The 12,952-nt window shown below is 71.5% G+C and carries 13 protein-coding genes; 9 read left to right on the top strand and 4 right to left on the bottom strand.

Going from position 1 to position 12,952, the window contains the following annotated elements:
• Positions 1-983: FAD-dependent oxidoreductase (locus GTY47_RS29990; protein ID WP_010044132.1), on the bottom strand; the 983-nt coding region annotated here is incomplete at its 3' end.
• Between the two features lie 279 nt (positions 984-1,262).
• On the opposite strand from GTY47_RS29990, the gene GTY47_RS29985 reads away from it, so the two are divergent.
• Positions 1,263-2,882, top strand: coding sequence for a PucR family transcriptional regulator ligand-binding domain-containing protein (locus GTY47_RS29985; protein WP_078602911.1), 1,620 nt, complete (start codon positions 1,263-1,265; stop codon positions 2,880-2,882).
• 4 nt (positions 2,883-2,886) lie between these two features.
• Here GTY47_RS29985 and GTY47_RS29980 read toward each other — a convergent pair whose 3' ends face one another.
• Entirely contained in the window at positions 2,887-3,360 is a 474-nt protein-coding gene (locus tag GTY47_RS29980; protein ID WP_040903699.1) for a MarR family transcriptional regulator, read from the bottom strand.
• A 135-nt stretch (positions 3,361-3,495) separates the two neighbouring features.
• On the opposite strand from GTY47_RS29980, the gene GTY47_RS29975 reads away from it, so the two are divergent.
• On the top strand, positions 3,496-4,866 hold the full coding sequence (locus GTY47_RS29975; RefSeq protein ID WP_010044126.1) for an aminotransferase class I/II-fold pyridoxal phosphate-dependent enzyme: 1,371 nt from the start codon (positions 3,496-3,498) through the stop codon (positions 4,864-4,866).
• 236 nt (positions 4,867-5,102) lie between these two features.
• Here the strand turns inward: GTY47_RS29975 and GTY47_RS29970 are convergent, their stop codons facing one another.
• Both GTY47_RS29970 and GTY47_RS29965 read right to left on the bottom strand, forming a co-directional pair.
• Positions 5,103-6,281 carry an acyl-CoA dehydrogenase family protein gene (locus tag GTY47_RS29970; protein WP_010044123.1) on the bottom strand — a complete coding sequence of 393 codons (1,179 nt, stop codon included), beginning with the start codon at positions 6,279-6,281 and terminating at the stop codon, positions 5,103-5,105.
• Positions 6,282-6,399: 118 nt separating this feature from the next.
• Positions 6,400-6,768 carry a ferredoxin gene (locus GTY47_RS29965; protein WP_010044120.1) on the bottom strand — a complete coding sequence of 123 codons (369 nt, stop codon included), beginning with the start codon at positions 6,766-6,768 and terminating at the stop codon, positions 6,400-6,402.
• A gap of 124 nt (positions 6,769-6,892) precedes the next feature.
• Here GTY47_RS29965 and GTY47_RS29960 point away from each other — a divergent pair, with 124 nt between their 5' ends.
• The 7 genes from GTY47_RS29960 (at position 6,893) to GTY47_RS29930 (ending at position 12,691) form a co-directional block, all read left to right on the top strand.
• Positions 6,893-7,345, top strand: a complete 453-nt coding sequence (locus tag GTY47_RS29960) for a ChaB family protein (RefSeq protein WP_010044119.1) — start codon at positions 6,893-6,895, stop codon at positions 7,343-7,345.
• Positions 7,346-7,382: 37 nt separating this feature from the next.
• Positions 7,383-7,748 (top strand): DUF6479 family protein, encoded by a 366-nt coding sequence (locus GTY47_RS29955; RefSeq protein ID WP_029181468.1) that lies wholly within the window; start codon positions 7,383-7,385, stop codon positions 7,746-7,748.
• Between the two features lie 84 nt (positions 7,749-7,832).
• On the top strand, positions 7,833-8,183 hold the full coding sequence (locus tag GTY47_RS29950) for a hypothetical protein (RefSeq protein ID WP_010044117.1): 351 nt from the start codon (positions 7,833-7,835) through the stop codon (positions 8,181-8,183).
• A 253-nt stretch (positions 8,184-8,436) separates the two neighbouring features.
• The gene (locus GTY47_RS29945; protein ID WP_010044116.1) at positions 8,437-10,110 is read left to right on the top strand and encodes an allantoin permease; all 1,674 of its coding nucleotides are present in this window, start codon (positions 8,437-8,439) and stop codon (positions 10,108-10,110) included.
• A gap of 247 nt (positions 10,111-10,357) precedes the next feature.
• A complete protein-coding gene (locus GTY47_RS29940) occupies positions 10,358-10,816 on the top strand; it encodes a hypothetical protein (protein WP_010044115.1) in 459 nt (152 codons plus the stop codon).
• Between the two features lie 131 nt (positions 10,817-10,947).
• A complete protein-coding gene (locus tag GTY47_RS29935) occupies positions 10,948-11,433 on the top strand; it encodes a TrkA C-terminal domain-containing protein (RefSeq protein WP_010044113.1) in 486 nt (161 codons plus the stop codon).
• Positions 11,434-11,440: 7 nt separating this feature from the next.
• On the top strand, positions 11,441-12,691 hold the full coding sequence (locus tag GTY47_RS29930) for a cation:proton antiporter (RefSeq protein WP_010044111.1): 1,251 nt from the start codon (positions 11,441-11,443) through the stop codon (positions 12,689-12,691).
• The last annotated feature ends 261 nt before the right edge of the window (positions 12,692-12,952 follow it).

Raw genomic sequence — 12,952 nt, 5'->3', positions numbered from 1 at the left:
GGGAGATGACCCACGAGCGGGTTCCCGGACGCCGTATAGCCCTCCATGTAGACCGACAGCCTGATGGGGTCGGGGTTCAGATCGGGCATCAGCTCGCCGATGAGCTCCCGGAAGGTGGCGAGTTCCTCCGGGCAGACCGTGCGGTCGACCCGTTCGGGGTCGGGTACCGGCAGATAACGGGCGAGGGAGAGGCCCAGCTTGACGGAGATGCCGTCCGGCGACGGGAGCCCGTAGCAGTCGTGCGGTGTACTGCGCACGAAGGCGGGGGCGCCGCCCGCGAACCAGTCGTGGCGGGTGGGGATGTGCCAGGAGCTGATCAGCCGGCGGATGTCCACCGACCGTGGGAGGTCCGGGAGCAGGGTGTTGATCCAGGGGCCCACGGTCACCACGGCGGTGTCGACGCGGTCCGTGCCGTGGTCGGTGACGATGTGCACCCCGCCGCCCGCCGCGGGGACGATCTCGCGCACCGGGGTGTAGCGGTGCAGCCGGGCTCCCAGCTGCTCGGCGCGGGCGGCGGCGGCCTGGACCGACGCCTCGGGCCTGATGATGGCGCCCTCGCGGTCGAGGACGGCGGTGTGCCCGTCCGGGAGGCGGTGCTGCGGGTAACGGCGGGCGAGTTCCTCGCGGTCCAGTACCTCGTGATCCAGCCGGTGGGCGGAGCTGGCGGAGAGGAGGAGGCGCATCGACGGCGAGGCGGTCTCGCCCATCACCAGGCATCCGCTGCGGCGTCGCAGCGCGAGGCCGGTTTCGCGCTGGAGCCGGTCCCACATCCGGTCGGCGAGCCCCAGCAGCGGAATGTACCCGGGGTCACCGAGGTGCACGGCGCGGAAGATGCGGCTCTCGCCCCCGGCCGCGCCACGGTCGTGCCCCGGCGCGTACCGGTCGTAGCCGATGACCTCGGCCCCGCGGGCGGCCAGTCGCCACATGACCTGGCTGCCCATGCTGCCGGCACCGATCACGGCGACGCGCTTCGGGATGCGCATGAGGTCGCTCCTTTCACCGGGTGCGGCCTGGGTTTCAGTGATGTCCCGGCACGGTGGGGACACCGTGCGGACCCCTTCGATTCGGGTCCCTTGGGGATGGCGTTCACTCTCGACCCAGGCGAACACGCAGGTCAAGCCACACTCTGTTCCGCCTCGGGACCTTATCGAGACGATGTGTCACGGGAAGCTCGCCGGCCACGGAAAGTGCCTTGCCCCTCTTGTCACGATGATGTGCCGGTGCGAAGGTGACCCCCGACCCTTCGGACGAAAGCACTCCCTATGCCGCCCAGACGTCCCGCAACCGGGCACTTCCCGACCATCACGGAGGTTCTGCGCCTCCCTGTGCTGGCCGAGGGGATGCCGCGCGTTCTGGCCGGTGAGTCACAGCTGAACCGTGCGGTGCGCTGGGTGCACGTCACCGAACTGCTCAACCCCGCCGATTTCCTCGAGGGCGGCGAGCTGGTCCTGACGACCGGCATGCCCTATCCCGAGGACGCCTCCGAGCTGCGTGGCTACGTCGACCAGCTCGCCGACGTCGGCGCGGCCGGCCTGATCGTGGAGCTCGGGTACCGGTACCAGAAGGTGCCCGACGAGCTGGTGGCGGCCTGCCGTGCCCGTGAGGTGCCGCTGATCGAGCTGGCCCGCGGCGTCCGGTTCATCGACGTCACACAGGCGGTGCACGCGCTCATCCTCGACGCCCATGGGGCGCTGCTGCGCCGCGGGCGTGACATCCAGGACATCTTCACCGCCCTGACCCTGCGGGGCGCGGACCCCGAGGAGCTGGTGCACACCACCGCGGAGCTCACCGGAGCCCCCGTGGTGCTGGAGGACCTCACCCACCGGGTCCTGATGTGCGAGCTGCTCGGCCGGCCGTACGAGCCGGTGGTGTCGGCCTGGTCGCGGCGGTCCCGGGCCGCGCCGACCCCGGAGAAGATCACGCCGAGCGGCCCGGAGGGATGGCTGATCGCGCCCGTGCAGGACCATCAAGGGCCGTGGGGGCGGCTGGTCCTGCTGGAGGGCCGGCTGAACGCGGAGCCCGACCCGGAGCACGTCCTGGTCCTGGAGCGCGCGGCGGTCGCCCTGAGCATGGCGCGGCTGGCCGGGCCGGCCTGGTGGGAGCGCCGGGCCCACCGCTCGGTGCTGCGGGACCTGTACGAACGACGCTTCCGCTCCCCCGCGGACGCCCGCGCACGTGCCGAGGCACTGGGGCTGCCGACCCTCGGGCACCGCCTCTTCGCCGTGGTCATCCGCCACACGCACACCGGCACCGGCGAGCACCTCGACGAGCGGATCGCGAAGGCGATGGCGCAGACCGGCATCCGCGCCCTGGTCGGCGAGACGGCCCCTGGCCGGATCGGTGTACTCCTCGCCCTGGCGCAGGCCAGCGCCTGGCAGCCGGTCGCGGAGCGGATCGGCCGTATGTGCCGCGAGGAGCTCGGCCCGAAGGCCGTGGTCGCCGTCGGCCCCGGTGTGACCGACCTCTCCGGGATCGCCCGGTCGTGGCAGGAGGCCGAGCAGACGGCCGAGGCCATCACGCCCGCCTCACCCGACCGCTGGTTCTACGTCGCCGCCGATGTCGGGCTTCCCGAGCTCCTGGGTGTGCTGCGGGAGGACACGCGGCTGCAGCGGTACGCGGAACGGCAGCTGACGCGTCTCATCGAGCACGACGACCGCAACGGCGGTGACCTGCTCCCCGCCCTGCGCGCCTATCTGGCGGCAGCGGGGAACAAGTCGGTCGCGGCGAAACAGGCCGGCATGTCCCGGCAGGCGTACTACCAGCGCCTCCACAGCATCGAACGGCTCCTCGGCTGTGATCTGGAATCGGGCCTGCAGTGCACGTCCCTGCACGTCGCGGTGCTGGTGCTGGACGCGCGGGCCGCGGCAGTGCCCGGCGTGTGACACGTCAGGCGTCGCGCAGGGCGTCGTGGATCTCGCTCAGCGAGCTGGTGAGCCGCCCGTAGTCATCCGGTGGCACCGGCGCGACGAAGTACCGTTCGACGACCCGCGCGTGCACGGCGGCGGCCCGCAGGAAGACCGTCCTGCCGTGATCGGTCGACTCGACCAGGACGCTTCTGCGGTCCCCCGGGGCCGGCGCTCGCCGCACCAGCCCGGCTCCCTCCATGCGGTCGATCAGCCGGGTGATGCCGCTGCTGGTGAGCGTGAGGTCGTCAGCGAGCTCGCGTTGTGAGACAGCCTCGTCCGGCTTCCTGCAGAGCCGAATGAGGACCTCGAACATCGTGTGGCTGACTTCGCACTCCTGGCGCAGGGCGGTGTCGATCCGCTGCTCCAGGCGGGTGGCGGCCTTGATCAGCAGCCCGAAGTCATGAACGAGCGGGCTGCCGGCGGCGCGGACGGCTTCGTCGTTGTCTCGGTTCACGGGGTTCACCCGGCCGACTTTACTGCCTCTTCACCTACTGCTGAGTCAATTGCTGACTAATCAATTGCTGAGCGCTCAACAAAATCCTATGGTGGGCACAGCACTCACCACTCGGAGCAGGAAAGAGGGAGATCAGTGGACCTGCAGCACTGGCTCGGCCGGGCCGAGGACGCGATACAGCAGTGGGCCGACGGCTTCGGGCCCTACGAGCGGCACCCGTCCCTCCTCGTCGACGACGACCGCTTCGCCGCCGCCTTCGAGGAGTTCACCGGGCGGCTGACGGACAACTACCCCTTCTTCCACCCGCACTACGCGGGACAGATGCTCAAGCCCCCGCACCCGGCGGCCGTGATCGGCTACCTGACCGCCATGCTGATCAACCCCAACAACCACGCCCTGGACGGCGGCCCCGCCACCGCCCGCATGGAGCGCGAGGCCGTCGCGCAGCTCGCCGCGATGTTCGGCTACGACACCCATCTCGGCCACCTCACCACCAGCGGCACGATCGCCAACCTCGAAGCCCTTTTCGTCGCCCGCGAGCTCCACCCCGGCCGTGGCATCGCCTACAGCGCGGACGCCCACTACACCCACGGCCGCATGTGCCGTGTGCTGGGCATGGAGGGGTACGCGGTCCCCGCGGACGACCGGGGGCGCCTGGACCTCGACGCGCTGGAGGACCTGCTGCGCAGCGACCGGGTGGGCACGGTCGTACTGACCGCCGGAACCACCGGGCTGGGGGCCGTCGACCCGGTCCACGAGGCCCTGCCCCTCAAGGAGCGTTACGGCGTCCGACTCCACGTCGACGCCGCCTACGGCGGTTTCTTCACCCTGCTGGCCGGCGCCGAAGGACCCGAGGGCCTCGCCCCCGAGCCCTGGCGGGCGATCGCCCGGTGCGACTCGGTCGTCGTCGACCCGCACAAGCACGGGCTCCAGCCCTACGGCTGCGGTGCCGTCCTCTTCCGCGACCCCGAGGTGGGCCGCTTCTACCTCCACGACTCGCCGTACACCTACTTCACCTCCACCGAGCTCCACCTGGGAGAGATCAGCCTGGAGTGCTCCCGCGCCGGTGCCTCGGCCGCCGCCCTGTGGCTCACCTTCCAGCTGCTCCCGCCCACGCCCGACGGTCTCGGCCGGGTCCTCGGGGCCGGCCGCCGGGCCGCCCTGCGGTGGTCCGAGCTGATCAGCGCGTCCGACGCCCTGGAGCTGTACCAGGAGCCGGAGCTCGACATCGTCACGTACTTCCCAGCGGTGGAACCGGCAGCCCTCACCTCCGTCGACGCGGCGTCGGCACGCGTTCTGGCGGACGGCATGGCCGATCCCGAGCCGGTGTACCTGAGCACCCTCAAGGCGGACCGCGAGGCATTCACCGCACGCCACCCGAAGGTCACCGCGGACGCCGACGGCGCGCGCGTCCTGCGCAGCGTCCTGATGAAGCCGGAGTCGGAGCACCACGTGGCGCGCCTGCACGACCGGGTCGAAAGGCTCACCCGGGCACAACCGGCGTGAGGGGCTGCGCAGGATCGTCCTCCAGGCAACAGGCCGGACCGGGCGCTGGTGATGGTGCCGTTCGGGAGGGAAGGGTGCGAGCGGGACGGCGGCCTTCAGCGACGGCCGCCGCTCGGCCGCGCTGATGGCGCCGCCCCCTCCCATGTTGGTGTCGATACCGATGACGACGAACCCGAACGAGGCGAGCCACCGTCGGGTAGTAGATCTTCCCGCCGTGCCGCTCCGCACCTACTGGGTCAGCGTCGTACCCGCGGCATCCCCAGGCCGAGCCACGAGATGATCTCCCGCTGGATCTCGTTGTTGCCGCCGCCGAAGGTGAAGATGACCGCCGAACGGTAGCCGCGTTCCAGCTCACCGTGCAGGACCGCGCCCGCCGAGCCCTCCTTCAGCGCGCCGGGAGCGGCGACGATCTCCATGAGCCAGGCGTAGGCGTCGCGCCGGGCCTCGGAGCCGTACACCTTGACGGCGGAGGCGTCCTGCGGGGTGAGGGTGCCGTCCTGGACCGCGCCGACCATCCGCCAGTTGAGCAGCTTCAGCGCGTCCAGCCGGGCGTGGGTCCGGGCCAGGAGGCGGCGCACCCAGGGCAGGTCGGCGACGCGGCGGCCGTCGGCGAGCTTGGTCTCCATCGCCCAGCGCTGCACGTCGTGCAGGGCGCGGATCGCCATGGTGCCGTGGGCGGCCAGGGTCACGCGTTCGTGGTTGAGCTGGTTGGTGATCAGCCGCCACCCCTGGTTCTCGGCGCCGACCCGGTGGGAGACGGGGACGCGGACGTTCTCGTAGTAGCTGGCCGTGGTGTCGTGCGAGGCGAGGGTGTTGATGAGGGTGCAGGAGTAGCCGGGGTCGGTGGTCGGCACCAGGAGCATGGTGATGCCCCTGTGCGGCGGGGCGGCGGGATCCGTACGGACCGCCAGCCACACCCAGTCCGCCGTGTCGCCGTTGGTCGTCCAGATCTTCTGGCCGTTGACGACGTACTCGTCGCCCTCCCTCACCGCGCGGGTCCGCAGTGACGCGAGGTCGGTGCCCGCGCCGGGTTCGCTGTAGCCGATGGCGAAGTCGATCGCGCCGGAGAGGATCCTCGGCAGGAAGTACGCCTTCTGCTCCTCGGTGCCGTACTGCATGATCGTCGGGCCGACGGTGTTCAGCGCCATGAGCGGCAACGGGACGCCGGCCTGGGCGGCCTCGTCGAAGAAGATGAACTGCTCCATCGCGGTCAGGCCGCGCCCGCCGTACTCCTCGGGCCAGCCCACCCCGAGCCAGCCGTCCGCGCCGAGCCGCCGGATGGTCTCGCGGTAGAACCGCTTCTGGGCGGCCGGGTCGCCGTGCCGGGCGTACGCGTGGTCAGGGACCAGTTCGGCGAAGTAGGCGCGCAGTTCGGTGCGCAGCCGCTGCTGCTCGGGCGTGTATTCGAGGTGCACGGCGCCTCCAGGCTCCCAAGGCCGGTCCTGTCGGCGCACACCGTAGAACGTGTTTCAGAAATTGGGAATGGCGAGCGTCGGGTCACGTCCCCGATCCAGCCCGATGCGTGCGGCCTCCTCAGTTCAGCGTCGCGAGGAAGTCCGTGCACGCCCGCGCGCACGCACGGCACGCCGCCGCCGAGTCCTCCGCCCCCGCCTGCCGGTCGAAGACGTGTGCGGCCTCCAGGCACACGGTCCGGCACCACTCCACCTGGACGCGGATGCTGGTCTCGTCCACCTGGTTCTGCTCGGACAGCACACGGCAGGTCGCGTCGCAGACCTCCGCGCACATGATGCCCTTGCGTCGTACGAGTTCCTGGTTCTCGGTGCCGTCGGGATCCACGAGGCTTGCGCGCAACGCGCACGCCCGAGCGCACTCGGTGCACGCCTGGGCACAGGCGAAGCGGTCCTCCAGGAACCGGAACAGCTCCTGCTGGGATGTCGTCACACCGCGCGGGTAGCCCCGCCGATGCCGGTCAAACCCGGTGTCGCCAAGGGTTCCGTGCGGTTTTCGGCCCCATCGGCCGGGCACCCGGCAGGCCCGGGAACGACGACGCACGGAGGTGAGTCACATGCCCGGGCGACAGGAACTTCCGTCGACCCTGGAGCGGTCCGCCGAGGAGGCGCAGCGCACCTGGATCAAGGCGCACGACTCGGCCGTGGAACAGTACGGCGAGGGCGAGCGCGCGCACCGCGTGGCCTTCGGGGCGCTGAAGCACACTCACGAGAAGGTCGGCGACCACTGGGAGCGCAAGGAGGGCGGCCGCAAGGCACCGTCGGACCCGCGCTCGGCCCGGCCCCGGCAGCAGGGCGGCCGCAGCGGCGAGGGCGTCGACGAACGGGCCTCGAAGGAGCACCTGTACGACCTGGCGAAGCGGCTGGGTGTCGAGGGGCGGTCGCGCATGTCGAAGGCGGAGCTGCTGGACGCCGTCCGCAAGGAGAACCGCTCGCGGACCAGGTCCTCGCAGCCGTCCTCGCGGTCGTCCTCGCGTTCGTCCGCACGGTCCTCCTCGGCGTCCAGGTGAGCCGGTTCATGGTGAGGACCAGGGGTACCCGCGTGCCATGACTAGCGCATGGATGGAGATGGCCGCGGGCCGCGGGGCCCTCGGCATCGGGCTGATCGTGGCGGGTGTGGTGGTCGTGGCCCTGTTGCTGGGGGCCTTCGTCCTCGGCGTTCGCGTCAAGCGCAGGGAGCTGCCCACACCGAAGCCTGACGAGCAGCCGCGACTGCCCGACGGCGGCCCGGTCCGCGAGACGAGTGAGCGCCGGGAGCCCGAGGAGGTGCCGAGAAGCCAGGACCGTCTGACGCCGCACGAGCTGAAGACGCACGGCAACCAGAGCGACCGCAGGAGCGCGACCCAGGAGCGTCCCCGCTGGAACGAGGGCAGCAGCGGCTCGTTCGGCAGCGGCGGCCCGGGCGGCCGCTGATCACCGCTCCCCGCGGACTTGCGCTCCGTACCCCACGTCGTACGTGAACACGCCGCATACGTCGTACACAGGGAAGTGAGAACCATGGCCGATCCCGCCCGCAACACGCTGCCGCTGCCGGACTACGACCACCTGCCGATCGGCGGCCTGGAGAGCCGTGTGCGGTCGCTGTCCGCGGACGAGGTGGAGGAACTGCTGGCGTACGAGCGGTCGCACGCCGACCGGCTGCCGGTGACCGAGCTGCTGGGGTCCCGCCTCGAGCAGTTGCGCGAGGGAGCGGAGCCGACGTCCGGTGATCCGGGCGCCCTGCGTCCCGAGTCGGGCGAGGGGCACGGAGGCTCTCCGGTGTCGCCCGCCACGTCCCCGCAGCCGTTCAGCCCGCCGCCGCACGGCACCCCCGACCAGCGGGGCAAGCCGAAGGGTGACCGCACGTAGGCGTCCCGCCGGACACAGCTGACCAGAAGGGCCCGTGCCTGTGCACGGGCCCTTTTCGCGCGGCCGCCGACTCCTTCGAGGAGTCATCGGTGTCCGGGTGGTGCTGATGGTGCTCGGGGCGCCGCGAAGCGCGCCGGGCATCCCATGAGATGCCTCCGAAACATTCCCTTCACGGAGGAAGTATTTAGGGGTAACGACCACTGCCTACCGTGCCTGCCTTGTCAGTCCCCAACCCGCAGCAAGGAGGCGTGGCATGAGTACCGAGCCACGACTGGCCGAGGTCGCCGAGCCGGGACCCGCGCAGAAGGCAGCACCGGGCGCCGACCAGGCCGTCAAGGAGACCCTCGAGGACTACACGCTCCGCTTCGCGCCGCGCAGTTACCGGCGCTGGACCCCGATGGTGGTGGCGACGACCGCGCTCGGCGGCATCGCCTACATGGCCGACTTCTCCATCGGCGCCGGCATCGGTCTGGCCCACGGGACGGGCAACGCGCTGCTCGCGATCGCCGTCGCCGCCGTCGTCATCTTCGTGACCGGCTTCCCGCTGGCCTACTACGGGGCCCGCTACAACATCGACCTGGACCTGATCACGCGCGGCTCGGGCTTCGGCTACTTCGGCTCGGTGCTCACCAGCGTCATCTTCGCCAGCTTCACCTTCATCTTCTTCGCCCTCGAAGGCTCGATCATGGCCCAGGGCCTGAAGCTGGGCCTCGGACTGCCGCTGTGGCTGGGCTACTTGGTGTCCACGCTCATGGTGATCCCCCTCGTCATCTACGGCATGACGGCGCTGAGCAAGCTCCAGGTGTGGACCACCCCGATCTGGCTGCTGCTGATGGTCGGCCCGCTGGTCTACCTGGTCGCCACCGACCCGGGGACCGTCGACCGCTTCCTCGCCTACGCGGGCACCGACGGGGACGGCGGTGTCAACACCGCCTCCGTGCTGCTGGGCGCGGGCGTGTGTCTGTCGCTGATCGCGCAGATCGGCGAGCAGATCGACTACTTGCGCTTCATGCCGCCCAAGACCCAGGCGAACAAGCGGAGTTGGTGGACGGCCGTGGTGATGGCCGGCCCGGGCTGGGTGGTGCTGGGCGCGCTGAAGCAGGCCATCGGGGTGTTCCTCGCGGTCTACATCATCGCCGAGGTCGGTCCCGCTGCCGCGCCCGAGCCGATCCAGCAGTTCAAGCACGCCTTCGACGCGATGATGCCGTCCTGGCTCGTCCTCCCGCTGGCCGTGGCCCTGGTCGTGATCAGCCAGATCAAGATCAACGTGACGAACGCGTACTCCGGCTCCCTCGCCTGGACCAACTCCTTCACCCGGGTCACGAGGCGCTACCCGGGCCGGATGGTGTTCGTCCTGGTCAACCTGGGCTTCGCGCTCGCCCTGATGGAGGCCGACATGTTCAGCTTCCTCAACAGCATCCTGGGCTTCTACTCGAACTGCGCGATCGCCTGGGTGGTCACCGTGGCCACCGACATCGGCATCAACAAGTACGTGCTGAAGCTGTCCCCGCACGCCCCCGAGTTCCGCCGCGGCATGCTCTACGCCGTCAACCCGGTCGGGGTCGTCGCCTTCGTCGCGGCCTCCGGGCTGTCCATCGCCATGTACTTCCACGCGCTGGGCGACACCCTCCAGCCGTACTCCCCCGTCGCGGCGGCCGTCATCGCGTTCGTCCTCACCCCGCTGATGGCCGTGGTGACCAAGGGCAGGTACTACCTGCGCCGCACCGACGACGGCATCGCCGAGCCGCTCCTGGACGAGGACGGCAACCCCAGCGCCGTCACCTACGAGTGCCACGTGTGCCGGCAGCGGTTCGAGCGGCCGGACGTGGCCGCCTGCCTGACACACGACGCCGTCGTCTGCTCGCTCTGCCTGAGCACCGACAAGGTCGGCGACCACGTCCTGCCGGAGGCACCCGCCGTCGTCTGACACCCGTGGGGGCAGAGGCCGCGAGCGCTTCCGCCCCCACGGCGCGCTCCCCGCGGCGGCTCCGCTGCCGCCTGCGCGCCGCAGCCGGGCCTCATCGCACACAGCGGTACCGAGTCGGTCCCGGACGCGCTGCGCGAGCACCCGTGAAGGGGCGGCCTCGCACACCGGGCGGCATACTGATCTTGCATTGCGCAGTGATGCGCGGCGCGGTGATGCGGGCCGATGGCCGGAGAGGAGATGACGGGACGTGACCACCGAAGGGCCGGGCGGCGGACGGGGAACGCCCGACGAGCCGGACGGCACTCCCCCGATCCCGGACGGCGTGTGGCTGAGGTTCCTCACGGACAGCGAGCAGGCCATACGTGCCTCCGCGCCCAGGGAGCCCTCCGCGCAGGAGCGGGCGGCGGGACGGCGGCTCCAACCCCCGTACGCCGTCGGTGACCTGTGGCAGCCGGAGGACCTGTGGGTCCGCGTGCCCTGGCGCGACCTGGACCGCCGTGCCAAGGCCCGGCGCGTGGGACGGGTCGCCGCCACCGCCGCCGCCGTGGCTCTGGCGCTGGGAGCGTGGTCCCACTTGTCCGCCGGCGCGGGCACGGGCACCCGGCCGGGGACGGGCACCGTGCGGCAGGTTGAGGGGGCGACCGCGAGGCTGCCCACGGCCACTCCCGTCCCGTCCGGATCCCCCGTCCCGGCGCCCTCCAGGTAGCACATGCAGGACGGGTACGGTCCCGCACGGCCGCCTAGGATGAGCTCACAGGCCGGATCTGGGCGCTCGTCCGGGCGCGGCCCCCGCAGGCGAGTCATCGGGAACGCGCACGCCGACCGAAGGGGGAAGACATGAGCGCGCCACGCCTCAGCAGTACGCCGTTGCCGGGCATAGGTGTCCGCTACGACCTGACGACCCGGGACAGCCGCCGCCTGTCCGTGGTCGCCCACCGCGACGGCCACCGGACGATCAGCGCCTACCGCGAGGACGACCCGGACGCCTGCGACCTGTCGGTGCGTCTGACGACGGAGGAGGCGGCGACGCTCATCGACGCGCTGATGCCCGCGCACCACACGCCGAACCTGCTGTCCACCACCGACCTGGGGCTCGTCGCCGAGCGGATCGAACTGTCCGGCTCCTCGCACTGGAACGGCCGGCTGCTGGGCGAGTCCCGGATCCGCACCGACACCGGCGCGTCCATCGTGGCGGTGCTGCGCAGGGCCGAGGCGATCCCCTCCCCCACGCCGGACTTCCGGCTCGCCGGCGGTGACACGCTCATCGTCATCGGGACCCGCGAGGGCGTGGAGGCCGCCGCCGAGATACTCGGGCGGGAGTGACCCCGCCATGCACTCCTCCGCGGTGTTCCTGATCGAGTTCGGCTGTCTCATCCTCGGGCTCGGGCTGCTCGGCCGCCTCGCCGGGCGCTTCAGCTTCTCGCCGATCCCTCTCTACCTGCTGGCCGGGCTCGCCTTCGGCGAGGGCGGACTGCTGCCGCTGGTCGCCAGCGAGGACTTCGTCGCCATCGGCGCCGAGATCGGTGTCATCCTGCTGCTGCTCATGCTGGGCCTGGAGTACACGGCCACCGACCTCGTCTCCAACCTCAAGACCCACTATCCGGCCGGGGTCGTCGACGCCGTCCTCAACGCCCTGCCCGGTGCGGTGCTCGCCCTGCTGCTCGGCTGGGGCCCGGTCGCGGCCGTCGTGCTGGCCGGTGTCACCTGGGTCTCCTCCTCCGGCGTCATCGCCAGGGTCCTGGGCGAACTGGGGCGGCTCGGCAACCGCGAGACCCCGGCCATCCTGAGCATCCTGGTCCTCGAGGACCTCTCCATGGCGGTCTACCTGCCGATCGTCACCGCCCTGCTGGCCGGGGTGGGTCTGGCCGCGGGCGCCGTCACGCTGGCCATCGCCCTGGGCGTGGCCACGCTCGTGCTCGTCCTCGCGGTGCGCTACGGCCGCCATGTCTCCCGCTTCGTCTCCAGCGACGACCCCGAGAAACTGCTGCTGGTGGTGCTCGGCGTGACGCTGGTGGTCGCCGGGCTCGCACAGCAACTCCAGGTGTCCGCGGCCGTGGGCGCCTTCCTGGTGGGCATCGCGCTGTCCGGCGAGGTCGCCGAGGGCGCGACGAGCCTGCTCGCGCCGCTGCGGGACCTGTTCGCCGCGGTGTTCTTCGTCTTCTTCGGCCTGCACACCGACCCGGCCAGCATCCCGCCCGTGCTGGTGCCGGCCCTCGCCCTGGCGGCCGTCACCACCGCGACGAAGATCGCCACCGGCTACTGGGCCGCGCGCCGCGCCGGGATCGGGCCCAAGGGCCGCTGGCGCGCCGGCGGCACGCTCGTGGCCCGCGGCGAGTTCTCCATCGTCATCGCCGGGCTCGCCGTCACGGCCGGCATCGAGCCCTCCCTCGGCCCCCTGGCCACGGCGTACGTCCTCATCCTGGTCCTCCTCGGCCCTCTGACCGCGCGCTACACCGAGCCCGTGGCCACCGTCCTGACCGGCCGACTGCGCCGCAAGGGGACCACCCGCGCAGCATCGGCACCTGTTCCACCGAGCGCCCACGAGACCATCGACGACCAGGACATCGTCGGCCGCACGTGACCGGCGGCGGACCCGCGCACGGACACGAGCGAAGTTCGGGGGACCTTGGGGCTGACGACGGGAGCGCCTGCCTGGCGGGCCGCCTGGACCTGCGGGAGCGCGGTGCTCGGCAGACCTCGCGGGCCGACGGGGTAGAGCTGCGCTCCCATCGCCGCCGTTCGTATACCCCGCGCGCACCCGCACACCGGCGGCGCACGGCCGGGTGTGCCCACCCTACGAAGGCCCGGCGCGCGGCAGACTCCGCGAGCCGACGAGTACGGC

Origin of the sequence: Streptomyces sp. SID5464, assembly GCF_009862985.1 — a bacterium.
In the GTDB taxonomy this organism is placed as follows: Bacteria; Actinomycetota; Actinomycetes; order Streptomycetales; family Streptomycetaceae; genus Streptomyces; species Streptomyces chartreusis_D.
The sequence above is the reverse complement of the archived record's forward strand: the minus strand, read 5'-3'. Positions and strand labels throughout refer to the sequence as shown.

Excerpts from the sequence above, each read along its gene's own strand:
- GTY47_RS29960 (WP_010044119.1), top strand. The coding sequence starts at position 6,893 with ATGCCCGGGCGACAGGAACTTCCGTCGACCCTGGAGCGGTCCGCCGAG.
- GTY47_RS29945 (WP_010044116.1), top strand. The coding sequence starts at position 8,437 with ATGAGTACCGAGCCACGACTGGCCGAGGTCGCCGAGCCGGGACCCGCG.
- GTY47_RS29985 (WP_078602911.1), top strand. The coding sequence starts at position 1,263 with ATGCCGCCCAGACGTCCCGCAACCGGGCACTTCCCGACCATCACGGAG.
- GTY47_RS29955 (WP_029181468.1), top strand. The coding sequence starts at position 7,383 with ATGACTAGCGCATGGATGGAGATGGCCGCGGGCCGCGGGGCCCTCGGC.
- GTY47_RS29950 (WP_010044117.1), top strand. The coding sequence starts at position 7,833 with ATGGCCGATCCCGCCCGCAACACGCTGCCGCTGCCGGACTACGACCAC.
- GTY47_RS29930 (WP_010044111.1), top strand. The coding sequence starts at position 11,441 with ATGCACTCCTCCGCGGTGTTCCTGATCGAGTTCGGCTGTCTCATCCTC.
- GTY47_RS29935 (WP_010044113.1), top strand. The coding sequence starts at position 10,948 with ATGAGCGCGCCACGCCTCAGCAGTACGCCGTTGCCGGGCATAGGTGTC.